This is a genomic window from Solwaraspora sp. WMMB335, assembly GCF_049179075.1.
In the GTDB taxonomy this organism is placed as follows: domain Bacteria; phylum Actinomycetota; class Actinomycetes; order Mycobacteriales; family Micromonosporaceae; genus Micromonospora_E.
In genome coordinates this window covers 3,323,686-3,340,380 of record NZ_JBMHMF010000001.1, presented here as the reverse complement: position 1 = coordinate 3,340,380, position 16,695 = coordinate 3,323,686, and the positions used below count along the sequence as shown (strand labels likewise).

The following is a 16,695-nucleotide window of genomic DNA, read 5'->3' as shown; positions in this document are numbered from 1 at the left end:
GCAGCGGCGGTCGAACCCTGGTCAGGCGATCGAACTCTGATCACCGGTCGTACGGTGTGCGAGGATCGCCGCATGACGACAACGACGTTGATCACGGTCGCGCCGACCGGGGCCGAATCGGTCAAGAGCGAGGTGCCGGCGTTGCCGGTCACCCTCGACGAGTTGGTGCGCACGGCGACCGAATGCGCCGCACTCGGCGCGGCGGTGATCCACGTCCACGTCCGTGACGACGATGCCGAGCCCACCCTCGACCTGGGCCGGCTGCGGGCCACCGTCGAGGCGCTGCGGGCCGGCACCGGCCTGATCGTCGAGTTGTCCACCGGCGGTGCGGTCACCGATTCGGAGACCGACCGGCTGGCCGTGCTCGACGCCGTCCCGGACATGGCTTCCTGCACCATGGGGACGGTCAACTTCGGCGATGACGTCTTTCTCAACCGCTGGGAGTTCATCGTCGAGTTGCACACCCGGATGCAGGACCGGGGCGTCGTGGCCGAGTACGAGATCTTCGACCTGGGGCAACTAGCCGCGCTGCAGCGGCTGCTGGGCCGGTACGGGTTGCCGGCCGGCGGGCATGTCCACGTCGATTTGGTGATGGGGGTGCCGGGGGGCATGCCGGGCACCGTCGACGCCCTGGTCGCCTGTCGCCAGGCACTGCGGGACCTGCCGGCGGGCACCACCTATTCGGCCACCGGGGTCGGGCGCACCAGTGTGCCGGTGATGCTTGCCGCGCTGTCCGGCGGCGGGCATCTGCGGGTCGGCATGGCGGACACCCTCAGTTACGCCAAGGGCCGGCCGGTGGAATCGAACATGCAGCTCGTCGCCCGGGCAGTCAGCCTCGCCCAACTGGCCCAGCGCCCGCCGGCCACCGCCGCCCAGGCCCGCGAGCTGCTCGGACTCGCGGCGTGAGGGAGGACCGATCGGAAAACGCGGACGGGGTGCCGCTGGTCGAGGTGATCCGCTCTGGTCGTCGGGAGAGCGTGCACCGCGGTTCGTTGGTCGTGCTCGACGCGGCCGGGGCGGTACGGGAACACGCCGGCGACGTGACCTCGCCGATCTTCCCGCGTTCGGCGAACAAGCCGCTACAGGCGATCGGCATGCTGCACAGCGGTCTGCGACTGGCCGATCCGGCCGATCTGGCCCTGGTCTGTGCCAGCCACAGTGGCGAGGACTTCCACCTGGCCCGGGTCGCCGCGCTGCTGCGTAGCGCCGAGTTGACCGAAGCGGCGCTGCGTTGCCCGCCGGATCTGCCGATCGGCACCGACGCGGTCGCCGCCGTACTGCGCGCCGGCGGCGGACCCAGCCGGTTGCAGATGAACTGCTCCGGCAAGCACGCCGGGATGCTGCTGGCATGCCGGGCGGCGGGGTGGCCGCTGGAGGAGTACTGGCACCCTGAACACCCGCTGCAGGAACGGATCCGGGCCGCCGTCGAGGCGTACGCCGGTGAGCCGGTCGCCGCGGTCGGGGTGGATGGCTGCGGTGCTCCGGTGCTGGCCCTGTCGCTGGCCGCGGTGGCACGGGCATTCCTGCGGCTGGTGTCCGGCGTGCCCGGGTCGGTGGAACGGACCGTGGCGGATGCGATGCGGGCGTACCCCGAAATGGTCGCCGGCACCGGGCGGGTGGACACCCGGTTGATGCGCGCGGTGCCGGGCCTGCTCGCCAAGGGGGGTGCGGAGGGTGTGCTCGCGGTCGCCGTGCCGGGGGTCGGTGCGGTCGCCGTCAAGATCGACGACGGCGGTGCGCGGGCGGTCGCCCCGCCGGTGGTGGCAGCGTTGCGACGGCTCGGTGTCAGCGATGACGACGCCGCCGAGCCGGCACTGGCCGACCTGGGCGCGCCGCCGGTGTTCGGCGGTGGTCAGCCGGTCGGCGAGCTGCGACCGCTGTGAGCGTGCCCGCTCACCGTCAGGCCGGGCATGGCCGGCGCGACGCGCTTTCCGGTGACCTTGCTAACTCGGGCAAGCACTTCGCTAGCAGATGCAAGCGCGGCGGGCTACCGTGGAACCATGGCCACACCAAAGGACCTGCCTCGCGACATCGGAGGCTTCATTCGCGATCTTCGGCGTAACGCCCGGATCTCGCTGCGCCAGCTCGCCGAGCAGGCCGGGGTGAGCAATCCGTACCTCAGCCAGGTCGAACGCGGGCTGCGCAAGCCGAGCGCGGAAGTACTGCAGCAACTGGCGAGCGCCTTGCGCGTGTCCACCCCGGTGATGTACCTACGGGCCGGTCTGCTCGACGACAAGGACGGTCAAGGCGTCCTCGCGGCGATCGCCGCAGACCCCGACCTGACGATGTCGCAGAAGCAGTCATTGAGCCAGATCTACGAGACCTTCCGTCGGGAGAACGCCCGGCACGCGGACGGAGCGGACGGTACGGCCGCCACCGCACCTACGGCCGCCACCGCACCCGGCGACAGTGACGCCGTCGACAGTGACGCCGCGCCGGCCCCGTCGCCGGCCCCGCCGACCACCAGCCGGCGTCGGACAACCCGCGCCGACAAGGCCGAATCCCGCGCCGACAAGACCGAGCAGACCGCCGCCACGGCGGACGAGAAGGAGTAGCGATGAGCCAGTCGAAGACCAAGCGCATTCCCGGCCCGCTGTACGCCGTTGCCGGCGCCGGCGATCTGGCGTACCAACGGCTCCGCCGGTTGCCGGTAGCCATGACCAGGCTGACCGGACGGGCCGCGGTGACCACCGCCGGACTGCGGGAGAAGGCCACCCAGAGCAGTGCCGAGCTGCGGCAGCGGGCCACCGACGGCGCTGACTTCGACCGCCTGCGGGCGCTGGCGCTGCGCAACCGGGACGCGATGGTCGCTGGCGCCCAGGCCGCCGGCGCCCGGGCCGTCATCATCTACGGCAACCTTGTCGCGCACGGTGAGCGGGTCGTCGGCACCGGCGTGGTCCGGGCGGCCGACACCGTCAACGCCGATATGGATGCCACCGAGGCCCCGGCCCAGGTCGAGGCCGCCGGCCAGGCCGTTCAGCCGGCCGACAAGGCCACCGGCCAGGCCGCTCAGCCGGCCGACAAGGCCGCCGAGCCAGCGGCCTGACCGGGCCGGGAGTCCGCGAGCCCTCGACGCAGGTGGCACGCATCCAGGGCTCGCGGCATAAGCTTTGACCCATGGGCTCTGCAGCGCCGATCTTCTATCACGATGTCCGGTACGTGCTTGACCTGGCATTGTTTGTCTTCGCACTCGTCGTGCAGGGCGTCGCGCTCGTGCACTGTCTCACGCAGAAGGCTGAGGCGTTTCCCGCGATCGGCACCCTGCCCAAGGGCGCCTGGCTCGCCATTCTCGGCGTCTGCCTGGTGCTCACCCTGCTGTTGCAGATCAGCCTCTTCGGCCTGATCGGCATTGCCGCCGGCCTGGTCTACCTGCTCGACGTGCGGGTCGGGCTACGTGACATCAGCGACGGCCGAGGATCCTGGTGAGAGATTTTCGCTGGCCGCCGCCACCAGATGGCGGCCCGCGCACGTACGGCCCCGGCCCGTCCGGTCCGCGTACCGGACGTCCGGTGCTGCCCGAGCCGGAAACCGAGCTGATCGCCACCCCGCACGGGGTACGACTGGAACAGCTGGTCACTGGAGCCGGCGATCCGGTGACCGTGTTCGCCCACGGATTCGCCCACGGCATCGCCACCACCCGTCCACTCGGCAGCGCGGTGGCCGGCCGCAAGGTCTTTTTCCAGTTCCGTGGCCACGGGCGCTCCGACGCGCCGCCCGGCCCCTGGGACTACCACGACCTGGCCCGCGACCTGCGGACCGTAGCCGATCTGGCGGGTGCCCGGCAGGCGGTCGGGATGAGCCTCGGCGCAGGCGCCCTCGCCCGGCTGCTGGCCGACAGCCCGGACCGCTTCGACAAGGCGATCTTCTTCCTGCCGAACGTGCTGGACCAGCCCCGACCGGCGTCGGTCCAGCACCGGATCGCCGAGTTGGTCGCAGCCCTCGGCGAAGGCGATGTCTCATCGATCGCCGAGGCGATCGCCGCGGAAACTCCGGTTCAGGTACGTAACACTCCGGCAGCCTGGTCGTACCTGCGCACCCGCATCGATCAGTTGCTGCGCGACGGGCTGGCTCCGGAGCTGGCCGACCTCGCCGACGCGGTCGCCGTACCCGATCCGCAGGAACTGCGGGCCGTCACCGCCCGTTGCCTGGTGATCGGCTGCGCCGGCGACGACCTGCACCCGGTCGAGGTCGCGCGGCGACTCGCCGCCGCCCTGCCCACCGCGCAGTTGCACCTGTACGACCGGCCCGGCGTGCTCTGGAACCATCGCACCGACCTGCGTCAGCGGGTCTCGGAATTCCTCAACTCCCCGGCAGCGGTAACCTGACCAGCTGTGGGCGTTACCCGGCACGGTCGCACCGACCGACTCGACCTGCTCGACCCGACTCTGCGCGAATGGCAGTGCACGGTGCTGCACGCCGATGCCGAACAGGGCATCGTGCTGGACCGGACCGCCTTCTACCCGGGCGGCGGCGGCCAGCCACCGGACCACGGCGTGCTGCTGTGGCAGGGGGTGCAGACCAGGATCGCCGGCACCCGCAAGGGTGACGACCTCTACCTGATCCCCGCCGACGGCGACCCGCTGCCGCCGGTCGGCACCCAGGTCACCGGCGCGGTCGCCGACGAGCGACGCAGCCTGCTGATGCGCACCCACTCCGGGCTGCACGTGCTGTGTGGCGTGGTGTTCCGCGACTTCGGGGCGCTGGTCACCGGCGGCAACATGGAACCCGGTGAGGCCAGGATGGACTTCAACCTGCCGGAGGTGCCACCCGGCTTCAAGACCCAGTTGGAAGACCTGGTCAACGCCGAGGTCGCGGCGGACCGGGCAGTAGCCACCCGGGTGCTCGCCCGCGACGAGGCGTTGGCCATCCCGGACATCATCCGTACCCAGGCCAACCTGATTCCCGCCGACGAGCAGGAGATCCGGATCGTCGACATCGTCGGCCTGGACGTGCAGGCCGACGGCGGCACCCATGTCGCCTCGACCGCGCAGATCGGAAAGGTGCAGGTGGTCAAGGTGGAGAGCAAAGGCCGGGCCAACCGCCGGGTCCGGCTCCGGCTGGCATGATCACCTCGTTCCTCGACGGGGTCCGGCTGTTCCTGCGGGGCTTCGGTACGTACCTGCGAAATCCCAGGATGGTGCTGCTCGGCATCATCCCGGCGCTGATCTCCGGCGTCCTGTTCGTCGCCGCGTTCGTCGCCTGGATCAACGTCGTGATCGACCTGGCCGGCTGGCTCACCCCGTTCGCCGACGGCTGGTCACGCAGTGTGCGGGAGGCCGTTCGCGCTGCCGTCGCCGTCGCCCTGCTCGCCCTCGGCGGCCTGCTCGGGGTGCTCACCTTCACCGCCGTCACCCTGTTCATCGGCGACCCCTTCTACGAAAAAATCTCCGAGTGGGTGGAGGAACAGCACGGTGGCGTGCCGAACGCGGTCGACGTGCCATGGTGGCGGTCGCTGTGGCACAGCCTCATCGACTCGTCCCGGCTGATCGCCTTCGGCATCGCCGTCGGTATCCCGCTGTTCCTTTGCGGCTTCGTCCCGATCGTCGGCCAGACCGTTGTTCCGGTGCTCGCAGCCGTGCTCGGTGGCTGGCGGCTCGCGCTGGAGCTGGTCGGCTCGGCGTTCTACCGCCGCGGGTTACGACTGCCGGACCGCCGGGCGGCGCTGCGGGCCGACCGGTCCAAGGCGCTCGGCTTCGGCGTGGCGGTCTTCTGCTGCTGTCTGGTGCCCCTCGGCGCGGTGCTGATCATGCCGGCCGCGGTGGCCGGGGCGACGCTACTCGCCCGGCAAGCCGTGGGCGAGCCCACCCGGACCTGATCCGGCGCGGAGTCCGACACCGGGCTACCCGAGGACCGGCCGGGTCGCGTCCCGGACCTCACCGACGAGCTCCTCGATCACATCTTCCAGGGCGGCCAGGCCGGTCAGCCGCCCGTCGGTGCCGACGACCCGGGCGAGGTGCGCGCCCTGCCGCCGCATCGCGGTGAGCGTGTCATGCAGCGGCTGGCCGGCGTCGACCGTCACCAGCGGCCGGACCAGGCGGCTGTCCACCGGCTGGTCCCGCTGGCCGTCCGGCAGCCCGAGAACGTCCTTGACGTGCACGTAGCCGGCCATCTCGCGGTCTGGACCGAGGACCGGAAAGCGGGAGAAGCCAGTAGCCGCACAGTGCTCTTCCAGCTCGGCCGGAGTGCTCGTGGCGGTGACCGTGACCAGCGACCGTAGCGGGATGGCCACCCGCGCGGTAGGTCGGTCGCTGAACGCGAGGGCGCCGGTGAGCAGCCGATGCTCGTGTTCGTCGATCAGCCCTTCCCGGCGGGACTGGGCGACGAAGCCGGCTACCTCCTCGCGGGTGAACGCCGAGGTCACCTCGTCCTTCGGCGGCACCCGCAACACCCGCAGCACCAGGTTCGCGAGCTGGTTGAGCAGCCAGATCAGCGGCCGGAGCACGATGACGATGCCGTACAGCGCCGGACCGAGGACGAGGGCGGAGCGTTCCGGTCCGGCCAGCGCGATGTTCTTCGGCACCATCTCGCCGACCACCATGTGCAGGAACACCACGATCACGAGAGCGATGGCGAACGCGATCGGATGGACCAGCGCCTCGGGCACGTTGGCCGCGGCGAAGGCGGGCTCGACGACGTGTGCCACCGCCGGCTCACCGATCGCGCCGAGGCCGAGTGAGCACACGGTGATGCCGAGCTGGGCGCCGGCCATCATCAGCGACACGTGTTCCATCGCCCGCAGCGTGATCCGGGCCGGCCGGGAGCCAGCGGCGGCGCGTGGCTCGATCTGGGTACGGCGGGCGGAGATCAGCGCGAACTCGGCACCGACGAAGAACGCGTTGCCGGCGAGCAGCAACACTCCGATCAGGATGGCGACCGAGTCGGTCACGGCTGCGTCCCGTCGGCCGGCCTCTGCTCGGCCGCTTGTCCCTGGCCGGCCGATTGCGCCTGGCCGGTCGGGGACCGGGTGCCGGCGCGGCGCAGCAGCAACCGGTCGATCCGGCGACCGTCGACCCGGGTTACCGTCAGTTCGACCGGTACGCGACGCGGCAACCCGTCCGGATCGGGGTGTTCTCGATCGTCGGCGGTGACGATGATCCGGTCGCCGACCTGCGGCAGCCTGCCGATCCGCTCGATGACCAGCCCGCCGAGGGTGTCGAAGATGCGACCCTCGGGCAGGTCGAGTCCGGCCAGCCGGGACGCCTCGTCGGGACGTAACAGACCGGAGAGCTGCCAGGCTCCGTCCGGGGTGCGTCGGTGGCGTCCGGTGGGCCGGTCCTGCTCGTCCGCGATCTCTCCGACGATCTCCTCGACCAGGTCTTCCAGGGTGACGACGCCGGCGGTGCCGCCGTACTCGTCGACCACCACCGCCATCTGCAGGCCGCGGCTGCGCAGGGTGGCCAGCAGCGGATCGAGCTCGACGGTGCCCGGCACCTCGGGCAGTTCCACCATGATGGACCGGATCTGGCGGTTCGTCCGCTCGGCCGCCGGTACGGCGAGAGCATGCTTGAAATGGACGGCACCCAGCACCTCGTCCACCCCGGCACCGGTGACCGGGAAACGGGAGTGCCCGGTGGCGGCGGTCAGCGCGAGGACCTCGGCCACCGGCATGTCCGAGGTCACGAACCGGACCCGGGGTCGGGGCGTCATCACGTCGGCTGCGGTCCGGGCGCCGAAATCGATGGATCGAGACACCAGCTCGGCGGTCTCCGCGTCCAAGGTGCCTTCTTCGCCGGAGCGGGTGACCAGTGATGCCAGCTCCTGCGGGGACCGGGCGGAGGCCAGCTCCTCGGTCGGCTCGACGCCGACGATCCGCAGGAGCCGGTTGGCGGTGCCGTTGAGGAACCGGATCAGTGGCCCGGCGACGGCGGTGAAGCCGCGCATCGCACCGGCGACCACCCGGCCTACCCGCAGCGGTTCGGCGATCGCCCAGTTCTTCGGCACCAACTCACCGAAGATCATTTGAAAGCCGGTGGCCAGGGCGAGCGCCAGGACCAGCGAGATGGCGGTGACACCGCTGTCCGGCAGGCCGGCCAGCCCGAGCGGGCCGCGCAGCAGGGCGGCCAGCGACGGCTCGGCCAGGAAACCGACGACCAGGCTGGTCACGGTGATGCCCAGTTGGGCACCGGACAGCTGGGTGGACAGGGTACGCAGGCCGGCGAGCAGGCTCGCCGCCCGGTTGTCGCCGGCCGCTGCCTGCCGTTCCACGGTGGCGCGATCGGCCGTGACGAACGAGAACTCGGCGGCGACGAACACGGCGTTGACAGCGACCAGCACCACCGCGACGCCGAGTAGCGCCCACTCCATCACCGCCCGGTCACTCCCTTGCCGGCAACCTGGCGGCGGGCACTCGGAGGGTCGCTGTCGTTCGACATGCTGCCAGCATAGACAGGCGGTAGCTGCCTCAACCTGCGAGTTTGCTGATAGGGGTGGCGAACGGACCGGGTGCGATTGCTTTGCGTACCTGATGCCCGCCGTTCAGGAATCTCTCAGGATGGGTCGTTAACATCGCGGTGATTCGGGTTCCAAAATAGACCGCACTGCCAGGGAGAGCTAGTCACGTGGTCTTCAAACGGATGCTCCGTGCCTTTGGCGTCGGCGGACCGAGTGTCGACACCGTTCTGTCCAACCCCAACACCCGCCCCGGTCTGACCCTGGCCGGTCAGGTGAACATCACCGGCGGCGACCACGACGTGGAGATCGATCAGATCACCGTGGCGCTGGTGACCCGCGTCGAGATGGAGACCAGCGACGAGGAGTACGACGGTACGGTCGAGTTCCACCGGGTGCCCATCTGCGGCGAGCTGCGGCTGGCGGCCGGGCAACAGCTGTCGTTGCCGTTCGAGGTCGACGTGCCGTGGGAGACCCCGGTCACGGACGTGTACGGCCAACGGCTGCCCGGAATGACCATGGGCCTGCGTACCAAGATCTGGGTGCGTGGTGCGCTTGACCCGGGTGACCTCGACGACGTGCACGTCTACCCGCTGCCGGTACAGGAGCGGATTCTGGCGGCGTTCGCCGCGCTCGGTCTGCCGTTCACCGGCGCCGACCTGGAGCACGGCAAGTTGGCCGGCCTGCCCCAGACGATGCCGTTCTACCAGGAGATCGAGTACGCGTCCGCGCCGCAGTACCCGGGGGTCAACCAGATCGAGTTGACGTTCCTCGCCGACCCGCACGGGGTCACGGTGGTCCTGGAGTTCGACAAGAAGTCCGGCCTGTTCACCCCGGGCCATGACTCGTACGGCCACTATCGCGTCGAGCACGCGGCGGCCGACAGCGTCGACTGGGTCGGCCAGGTGGACTCCTGGTTGCGGCAGTCCCTGGAGCAGCGCCACACGCTGCTGGGTGGTTACGGCGGGCACGGTGACCACGGCGATCACGGCTCCGGGATGGGCGGCATGCTCGCGGGTGCGGCCGGTGGCGCCATCGCCGGGTTCGCCGCCGGCATGGTGGCCGAGGAGGTCTTCGACGCTTTCGGCGGCGACGAGGAAGAGTAGGGGATCGTTCCGATCAGACGAGTCGGATCGGAACGTCTCAGATCGGTGGATCATCCGTCGTACACCGGAGCGGATCACCCGCTCCGGTGTCTCGTGTGTTTCGGGTAGATGTCGGCAGCGGCTTGACCTGAGCCGTGTTAACGCTAACACTGCATTGATCGAAGGATGTGAGTGCGAAAGGCGTCGATCATGAAGCGACCTCGACCCACCGCCAGTCGGCTGGCAGCGGTGACCGCAGCCGTGCTGACCGCTGCCCTGCTGGCCGCCGCGACCACCGCCGGGGCCGCTGCCCCGGCTGCCCGTGCCGCCCCGGCTGCCCTCGCGGCGGCGATCCCGTCCACCGCCCAGTTCACCAACCCGATCGCCGAGCAGCGTGCCGACCCGCACGTCTACCGGCACACCGACGGCTACTACTACTTCACCGCCACTGCCCCCGAGTACGACCGGATCGTCATGCGCCGGGCGACGACCCTGCAGGGCCTGGCCACCGCCGCCGAACGGGTGATCTGGCGCAGGCACGGCAGCGGGGAGATGGGTGCGCACATCTGGGCGCCGGAAATCCACTTCATCGACGGCAGGTGGTACATCCACTTCGCCGCCGGTCGGGCCGAGGACATCTGGGCGATCCGCCCGTACGTGCTGGAGTCCGCCGCCGCCAATCCGCTCGACGGACCCTGGACCGAACGCGGCCAGATCCAGCCGCCGCGCCCCGGCTTCTCCCTCGACGCCACCACCTTCGTCCACAACGGAGCTCGCTACCTGGCCTGGGCCGAGTACGCCGGCAGCAACTCCAACATCTACCTGGCCCGCATGGTCAATCCGTGGACCTACACCGGCACCCCGGTCATGATCAGCACTCCGACGTACGCCTGGGAGACCCGAGGCTACCGGGTCAACGAAGGCCCGGCGGTGATCATCCGCAACGGCCGGGTCTTCATGACCTACTCGGCCAGCGCCACCGATGCCAACTACGCCGTCGGGCTGCTCACCGCGTCGGCGAGCAGCAACCTGCTCAACGCGTCGTCCTGGACCAAGAGCCCGAACCCGGTGCTGGCCAGCAACAGCCGTACCGGCCAGTGGGGGCCGGGGCACAACTCGTTCACCGTCGCCGAGGACGGCAGCGACGTCATCGTCTACCACTCCCGCGACTACGAGCGGTACCTCGGCAACGGCTACGACCCGCTGAACGACCCCAACCGGCGTACCCGGGTGCAGAAGATCTACTGGAACGCGGACGGTATGCCGAACTTCGGCGTACCGGTGCCGGACGGTGCCACCCCGATCCGACTCAGCGCCCACGACCAGCCGGACCGCTACCTACGGCACTGGGAGTACCGGGTCCGCCTTGAGGCGAACGTCACCAACCTGGCCGACTCGCAGTTCCGGGTCGTCACCGGGCTGGCCGACCCGGCCGGCGTCTCACTGGAGTCGACCAACTTCCCCGGCTACTACCTGCGGCACCGCAACCACCAGATCTGGGTGGAGGCCAACGACGGATCGAACCTGTTCCGCCAAGACGCCACCTTCATGGCGCGGAACGGGCTGGCTGATGCCGGCAAACTGTCCCTGGAGTCGGTCAACGTCCCCGGCCAGTATGTCCGGCACCGTGACGGCCTGCTCTACCTGGAAGCCGTACCGGACACCGTCGGCCGCGCCTCGGCCACCTTCGCCCTCAGCTGAGCACCGGCTCCGACGCCGAGTTGAGGGCTGACGCACGTTGAAACGCGAGAATTACGTGCGTCAGCCCTCAACTCGTGGCCCGCCGGTACGGCTGCCGTACGGTGCGGGTGTGACACAAGCGGAAATCTACGTCAGCACGGATGTCGAGGCGGACGGGCCGATCCCCGGCCCACACTCGATGTTGAGCTTTGCCTCGGCGGCGTACACGGCCGGCAAGGAGCTGGTCGGCACGTTCAGCGCCAACCTCGTCACGCTGCCCGGCGCCAGCGGCGCCCCGCAGACCATGGCGTGGTGGGAGACGCAGCCGAAGGCGTGGGCGGCGTGCCGGGCCGACCAGGAGGAGCCAGCGGTCGCGATGGCCCGGTACACCGAGTGGCTGGCCCAGCTACCGGGGCGGCCGGTGTTCATCGGCTACCCGGCGGCGTACGACTTCATGTTCGTCTATTGGTATCTGATCCGCTTCACCGGATCGAGCCCGTTCTCCCACTCGGCGCTGGACATCAAGTCGTACGCCATGGCGCTGCTCGGCACCGGCTACCGGACGACGTCAAAGCGGACCATGCCACGGGAGTGGTTCGGCGAGCATCCGCACGAGCATGTCGCCCTGGACGACGCGATCGAGCAGGGTGCCCTGTTCTGCGCGATGCTCGCCGCCAACCCGGCGACCCGCCTACCCGCCAACCCGGCGACCCGCTGACGCGGTGCGGCAGGAGCCGCGGATAGCTATCGGAGTGTTCCGGCAGGGGCGATCCACTCACTGCGCGGTCCGCCGGCCTCGGTGACGAGGTCGAAGTCGCGGTCATAATGCAGGACTGTCGCGCCGTGCTCAGCCGCTGCCGCGGCAGCGATCAGATCGACCGGGCTGGCCGCTCGGTGGTACCCATGTCGGGTCAGCGCTATCTGGATGTCCCGTGCCCGAGTAGCGACTGCCGAGGTGATCGGAAGATCAGTCATGATTTCGGCGCGGCGGGCGCGGATCGCCATCGCGTCCCGGAAATTGCGGGCGCTGCGGCCGTCTTCGAGGTCCAGTGGGAGGCAGGTCGCCGCTGCCCCTTCCTGCAGGATCATGACGAGCCGTTTGTGCACGGCGGGTGCGGACATCCGGGCCCAGGCCGAGGTGTCGATGAGGTACAGCCCTCGGGGGATGTTCACGCCGCGTCTCTGCCGCTGGTTGGCGTCTTGTCGTCATCGACGATGCCGTCCCAGTCCCGGTCGATGGACATGAGCTCCTGGATCGCAGCCAGCCGGGCCCCACGTTCGGCGACCAGACGCAGCGCCTCGTGGATCGTCTCCTTCTTGGTGCTGGTCCCGAGTTCACGACGGGCGCGGTCCAGCAACTCCTCGTCCAGGTCGATCACCGTCTTCAACGTCTACCTCCTTGTGAATACTGGATGTTCACGAGTATATACACCGCTACCGGTCTCGATCATCACCCGTTCGTCGTCGATCGGCGCGATCAGTATTCAGGTGCCGCGCCAGAAGTCGATGTCGATCGAGCCGGCGAACTCGATCCGGGAAGCACCGGTCGGGATCGTTGCGTTTGAGTTCGAACCCGTGTTCGTCCCGCTCCTCGGCGTTGAGGAAGTCACACGGTCGGGGCGTTGGCGGGATCGAAGGCGGGGACGCTGTCGTCGCCGCAGCCGCCGAGCAGCGTCGTGGCGAGCAGCAACTCGGCGGCCAGCCGCGCCGGGCACCGTCGTCCGGCCGTACGGCTGAAGCTTCCGCTGATCCAGCCGGGCCAGAAGGGTCGAGGACGTCGCCGATCAGAGCGGGCGGAGTTTGGTTTCGATCTCTTCGAATCTGTGTGCCACGTAGTCGCAAGGGTCGTCGATCCGGTCACCCTGGAACCACGTCACATTGCTGGTGTCGGTCCTGACCGAGACGACCACGACCCGTTCGTCGTCGATCGGCGCGATCATGACGCAGGTGCCGCTCGTCGAGCACGGGTCGACGTCGATCGAACCGGCGAACTCGACCCGGGAGTCACCGAGCCATTCGTCGTCGCTTGCCGCGAGCCGCTGCACACCGAGCGTCGACGCGACCGTGGCAGTATCACCACCGAGATACTCGACGAGCACCTGCATGATCGGTCGGTGCTCGATGATGGATCGGAACCCGTACAGGCACTGGTCCGGCTCGTCGCGCTTGAGGACGAATCCGCGATCCTTCTGCTCTTCGGCGGTGAGAAAGTCGCATGGCCGGGCGATGACCGGATCGAAGGCCGGGTCGCCGCAGCCGCCGACCAGCAACGCGGTGAGCAGGAGCGCCGTGACGACCGCGCGTTTCCGGCCGTAGCGGATGTGCTCGACCCGCCCGACGTGCCTGATGCGCGACCCCTCCCGAACCATGCGTAGCAGTCTATGAGGCATGGTCCACGATCAGCTGGCCGCGTGGCTGCTCTGCCAGCGGCGCAGCGCGTCCTTGATCCGGTCGTTCTGCTCGATGGTGCGGTCGAGTTCGGCGTAAAGGACGCCGAGGTCGTGGGCGACGCGTTCGAGGAACGCGGCGACCTCGCCCGGGTCGAGGCCGCGTCCGTGTGCGCGCCGGGTGACGGTGGGGAAGCGGTGGCTGCGGACCTGCCACGGCCGGATCGGCCGGTACGCGGTCGGTCGCTGGTTGCGGCCGTTTCCGGGTACGCGGTACACGCCGCTGCCGCTCGGCCAGTCGCGCGGTGGCAGGGACGCCATCCGACGCCGTTGCCGTCGCATCCGCCACCGTCGCCACAGTTCTCGCATCACGTTTCCTCCCCTTGCGTGTCGGGTTCTGTGAAAGAGTGGCCCTGCCGCTTGCCGATTCGGCAGGGCCACCCCGCCCCAATCACCGCAGCCCTCCTCGGCGGTACGGCGACCAGGGCAGTAAATGATTCACGACGCAGCAAATACGGTGAGTGGCCCGGGACGCGTGCGTACTCCATTTCTGTGTTACTGGCGGAACGCGGTGTCGGCCGCGCTTTCGGCCACCGGCCAGCGCCTGAACAGCCCAGGCACTGGCGACTTCCTTAAGCGCCCAGGAAGAGACGCGGGCATCCGATGTGGATGACCAATCCTACCGGAAGAGCCGCAAAGGTCGCCGACCACGACGTGCCCACCAGGACCCACGCCGGCGGATGCCAGATATCCGCCCACGCCGACACGCCGCCATCCAGTGCGAAGGCGCTCCTCCAGCCGGGGCGCTCAACGGGCGGCACCGCTGCCACCAGCGGAAAAGCCGCACCGATCATCGTACGCACCACATGACCCCAGTCGGGTCACTCACGGTGACCAGGGAGTTGGAGCCGGCCCGGGTAACCACGGGATCTCCATCGCGACTGGACTCTGGCACACCTCAACAGCCAGGGATGACGTCAGTCTGGCTCCACTCGCTGCGGACATGGCGATGGCTGGACGGAGGCAGCACGACGCAGTGCCCGAAATGGGCAGGAGGTGACATCACATTCGTGACCGTGCGTGATTACGCCGGCTCATCCACCGACGGTCAGCCGCCGTCCAGCCGGACACAACGGGCTCAGCGGCGGCAGGCAACGGGTAAGCCGGCAGCCGAGCACGGCGGCGGCATGGTGAATCCCGACCCGGGCCACGATCACCTTCCGATCTCGGCGCGGCGACCTGCCGTGAAGTATCCGTCAAGCCGACGCGCCGCTATCCAGTGCGAAGGTGCTCCTTCAGTCGGGGCGCTCAACGGGCGGCACCGCTGCCACCAGCGGAAACGCCGCACCGATCGTCGTACGCACCACATGACCCAAGTCAGGTTACTGGCGGGAACGCGGTGTCGGCCGCGCTTTCGGCTGTGGCCGTGAAATGAGTTCTCGCACGCGCCCCGGGGCTCTGTGCGGCCCTCGCTCAGTCGCGGTCGACCACGCCAGGGTTGCAATTGCTGATCATGAAAGTCCTCCGTGGATAGGCCCCGAGATTTCCTACCCCTCCACCCTGGACTATTTAGCCGGGCAACGGAAGATGTCGGGGTCCGAGGGTTGTCGGAGAGTTCCTACGAATCTGATAAGGAGATCGGATAATGATCGACTTGCAGGGGGCCATCCGCAAGGAGCGGACCGCGCGTCGGCTGTCGCAGGAGCAGCTCGGGGCGCTGGTCGGGGTGAGCGGGTCGTCGATCGGCAGCTACGAGGCGGAGCGGCTGGTCCCGGTGCCGGCGATCGCCAAGGCGCTCGACGGCGTCTTCGAGACCGGCGACCGGATCCAGCGGCTGGCGGCCCAGGCACGCGGGCTGTCGGTGGCGCCGTTCCTGCGCTCGTGGGCCGAGAACGAGGCACAGGCGAGCATGCTGCGCTCCTTCCAACTTTCGGTCGTGCCGGGTCTGCTGCAGACCGAGGCGTACGCCCGGCACGTGCTCACCGACGTCGGCCCGGTGGACGACGTCGAGACGTCGCTCGCCTCTCGGCTGGCCCGGCAGGAGGTCGTTCACGCCGCTCCACCGGCGGTCATGACTCCTCCCCACTCTTGCGCTCGACCAGGTACTCCTCGTACCGGACCTCCGCGACCGGGACGTTCTCTCGGTACCACTGTTTGTGCCGGACCGCCGGTGGTCATGCACTGCTCCATTGATGGACAGCCGCCGTGTCGGCGATACCACCGCGAGGGCCGAACGTAGTAACATTGCTACTTGCTGGTCGTCGGGAGGTGGTGGCAATGACCGTTACTACGATGTCGAGTCGTGAGTTCAACCAGGACGCGGGTCGGGCGAAGATCGCTGCTCGCAGCGGGCCAGTCTTCATCACTGATCGGGGCCGTCCGGCGCACGTGCTCCTGACGTTCGAGGACTACCAGCGGTTGACCGGGAGCCAAGGGAACATCATTGACCTGATCGGGCTGTCTCCGGACGAAGCCGACATCGAGTTCGAGGTTTCGTCGTCGCGTGATCTCGCCCGGACGGCGGACCTGGGCTGATGTTCCTGCTTGATACGAACGTCGTGTCCGAACTTCGGAAGGCCAAGGCCGGCAGAGCGGACAAGAACGTCGTCGCCTGGGCGGCCAGCGCCTCGGCCGGCAGGATGTTCGTGTCGGCGATCACCGTGCATGAGCTGGAGATCGGGGTCCTGCTGGCCGAACGACGGGACCCGGCTCAGGGCGCGATCCTGCGTCGTTGGCTGGAAGCGCAGGTGCTGCCCGCATTCGCCGAGCGCATCCTCCCAGTCGACACTGCGGTCGCCCGGCGCAGCGCCGTGCTGAACGTTCCCGACCCGCAGCCCGTGCGGGACTCGCTCATCGCCGCGACCGCACTCGTGCACGGGATCCCGGTCGTAACCCGCAACGTGGCCGACTTCGCACCTGCCGGTGTCGAGATCATCAACCCCTGGCAGCCTGCCGACGACTGCACCTGAGGTCGCCAACGACTCAGTCGAAACCAGGACAGACGTGGTCTTGTTCGCCTTCGTGATTACCCTGCTGTTCGACCGGACGCTTTGGTGGGAGTTCGCTCGGCCCGATGGAGCTGATCGCCACGGGTCTGGGCCCCGCTGCGGCCGCGATCTTCGAGGGCCGCAGCCTCGACTACCTGTTACGCCGAC

General features: G+C 69.1%; 20 protein-coding genes. 14 read left to right on the top strand and 6 right to left on the bottom strand.

Features of this window, described 5'->3' with window-relative positions:
* Nucleotides 1-72 precede the first annotated feature (72 nt).
* The 8 genes from ACN27F_RS14400 (at nt 73) to ACN27F_RS14365 (ending at nt 5,815) form a co-directional block, all read left to right on the top strand.
* The gene (locus ACN27F_RS14400) at nt 73-906 is read left to right on the top strand and encodes a 3-keto-5-aminohexanoate cleavage protein (RefSeq protein ID WP_421433944.1); all 834 of its coding nucleotides are present in this window, start codon (nt 73-75) and stop codon (nt 904-906) included.
* On the top strand, nt 903-1,883 hold the full coding sequence (locus ACN27F_RS14395) for an asparaginase (protein WP_421433942.1): 981 nt from the start codon (nt 903-905) through the stop codon (nt 1,881-1,883). Before ACN27F_RS14400 ends, ACN27F_RS14395 begins: the two co-directional genes overlap by 4 nt.
* Before the next feature lie 117 nt (nt 1,884-2,000).
* Entirely contained in the window at nt 2,001-2,555 is a 555-nt protein-coding gene (locus tag ACN27F_RS14390) for a helix-turn-helix domain-containing protein (protein ID WP_421433941.1), read from the top strand.
* Between the two features lie 2 nt (nt 2,556-2,557).
* The gene (locus ACN27F_RS14385; RefSeq protein WP_421433939.1) at nt 2,558-3,046 is read left to right on the top strand and encodes a hypothetical protein; all 489 of its coding nucleotides are present in this window, start codon (nt 2,558-2,560) and stop codon (nt 3,044-3,046) included.
* A 71-nt stretch (nt 3,047-3,117) separates the two neighbouring features.
* Nucleotides 3,118-3,426 carry a DUF2516 family protein gene (locus tag ACN27F_RS14380; RefSeq protein WP_421433937.1) on the top strand — a complete coding sequence of 103 codons (309 nt, stop codon included), beginning with the start codon at nt 3,118-3,120 and terminating at the stop codon, nt 3,424-3,426.
* Nucleotides 3,423-4,325 carry an alpha/beta fold hydrolase gene (locus ACN27F_RS14375; protein WP_421433935.1) on the top strand — a complete coding sequence of 301 codons (903 nt, stop codon included), beginning with the start codon at nt 3,423-3,425 and terminating at the stop codon, nt 4,323-4,325. Before ACN27F_RS14380 ends, ACN27F_RS14375 begins: the two co-directional genes overlap by 4 nt.
* A gap of 6 nt (nt 4,326-4,331) precedes the next feature.
* The gene (locus ACN27F_RS14370; protein ID WP_421433933.1) at nt 4,332-5,066 is read left to right on the top strand and encodes an alanyl-tRNA editing protein; all 735 of its coding nucleotides are present in this window, start codon (nt 4,332-4,334) and stop codon (nt 5,064-5,066) included.
* On the top strand, nt 5,063-5,815 hold the full coding sequence (locus tag ACN27F_RS14365) for an EI24 domain-containing protein (protein WP_421433931.1): 753 nt from the start codon (nt 5,063-5,065) through the stop codon (nt 5,813-5,815). Before ACN27F_RS14370 ends, ACN27F_RS14365 begins: the two co-directional genes overlap by 4 nt.
* A 24-nt stretch (nt 5,816-5,839) precedes the next feature.
* Here the strand turns inward: ACN27F_RS14365 and ACN27F_RS14360 are convergent, their stop codons facing one another.
* Nucleotides 5,840-6,886 (bottom strand): hemolysin family protein, encoded by a 1,047-nt coding sequence (locus tag ACN27F_RS14360; RefSeq protein WP_421433929.1) that lies wholly within the window; start codon nt 6,884-6,886, stop codon nt 5,840-5,842.
* Complete coding sequence (locus ACN27F_RS14355) at nt 6,883-8,304, bottom strand: hemolysin family protein (protein WP_421440206.1); 1,422 nt, start codon at nt 8,302-8,304, stop codon at nt 6,883-6,885. The genes ACN27F_RS14360 and ACN27F_RS14355 overlap by 4 nt, the downstream gene beginning before the upstream one ends.
* 254 nt (nt 8,305-8,558) lie before the next feature.
* Here ACN27F_RS14355 and ACN27F_RS14350 point away from each other — a divergent pair, with 254 nt between their 5' ends.
* From ACN27F_RS14350 to ACN27F_RS14340, 3 genes are all read left to right on the top strand, one after another.
* Entirely contained in the window at nt 8,559-9,494 is a 936-nt protein-coding gene (locus ACN27F_RS14350) for a sporulation protein (RefSeq protein WP_421433927.1), read from the top strand.
* Between the two features lie 189 nt (nt 9,495-9,683).
* The gene (locus ACN27F_RS14345) at nt 9,684-11,174 is read left to right on the top strand and encodes a family 43 glycosylhydrolase (RefSeq protein WP_421433925.1); all 1,491 of its coding nucleotides are present in this window, start codon (nt 9,684-9,686) and stop codon (nt 11,172-11,174) included.
* Nucleotides 11,175-11,283: 109 nt separating this feature from the next.
* Complete coding sequence (locus ACN27F_RS14340; protein WP_421433923.1) at nt 11,284-11,871, top strand: exonuclease; 588 nt, start codon at nt 11,284-11,286, stop codon at nt 11,869-11,871.
* 26 nt (nt 11,872-11,897) lie between these two features.
* Here the strand turns inward: ACN27F_RS14340 and ACN27F_RS14335 are convergent, their stop codons facing one another.
* The 4 genes from ACN27F_RS14335 to ACN27F_RS14320 all read right to left on the bottom strand — a co-directional run bounded on the left by ACN27F_RS14335 (nt 11,898) and on the right by ACN27F_RS14320 (nt 13,909).
* Complete coding sequence (locus ACN27F_RS14335; protein WP_421433922.1) at nt 11,898-12,326, bottom strand: PIN domain-containing protein; 429 nt, start codon at nt 12,324-12,326, stop codon at nt 11,898-11,900.
* A complete protein-coding gene (locus ACN27F_RS14330) occupies nt 12,323-12,532 on the bottom strand; it encodes a type II toxin-antitoxin system VapB family antitoxin (protein WP_233606701.1) in 210 nt (69 codons plus the stop codon). The genes ACN27F_RS14335 and ACN27F_RS14330 overlap by 4 nt, the downstream gene beginning before the upstream one ends.
* Before the next feature lie 405 nt (nt 12,533-12,937).
* Nucleotides 12,938-13,522 (bottom strand): hypothetical protein, encoded by a 585-nt coding sequence (locus tag ACN27F_RS14325; RefSeq protein WP_421433921.1) that lies wholly within the window; start codon nt 13,520-13,522, stop codon nt 12,938-12,940.
* 30 nt (nt 13,523-13,552) lie between these two features.
* Nucleotides 13,553-13,909, bottom strand: a complete 357-nt coding sequence (locus ACN27F_RS14320) for a DivIVA domain-containing protein (RefSeq protein ID WP_421433919.1) — start codon at nt 13,907-13,909, stop codon at nt 13,553-13,555.
* 1,276 nt (nt 13,910-15,185) lie between these two features.
* On the opposite strand from ACN27F_RS14320, the gene ACN27F_RS14315 reads away from it, so the two are divergent.
* Genes ACN27F_RS14315 through ACN27F_RS14305 form a run of 3 tightly spaced genes read left to right on the top strand, consistent with a single transcriptional unit; the run spans nt 15,186 to nt 16,509 of the window.
* Complete coding sequence (locus ACN27F_RS14315; protein ID WP_421433918.1) at nt 15,186-15,779, top strand: Scr1 family TA system antitoxin-like transcriptional regulator; 594 nt, start codon at nt 15,186-15,188, stop codon at nt 15,777-15,779.
* A gap of 53 nt (nt 15,780-15,832) precedes the next feature.
* A complete protein-coding gene (locus ACN27F_RS14310) occupies nt 15,833-16,075 on the top strand; it encodes a type II toxin-antitoxin system prevent-host-death family antitoxin (RefSeq protein ID WP_421433917.1) in 243 nt (80 codons plus the stop codon).
* A complete protein-coding gene (locus ACN27F_RS14305; protein WP_421433915.1) occupies nt 16,075-16,509 on the top strand; it encodes a type II toxin-antitoxin system VapC family toxin in 435 nt (144 codons plus the stop codon). Before ACN27F_RS14310 ends, ACN27F_RS14305 begins: the two co-directional genes overlap by 1 nt.
* Nucleotides 16,510-16,695: the final 186 nt, after the last annotated feature.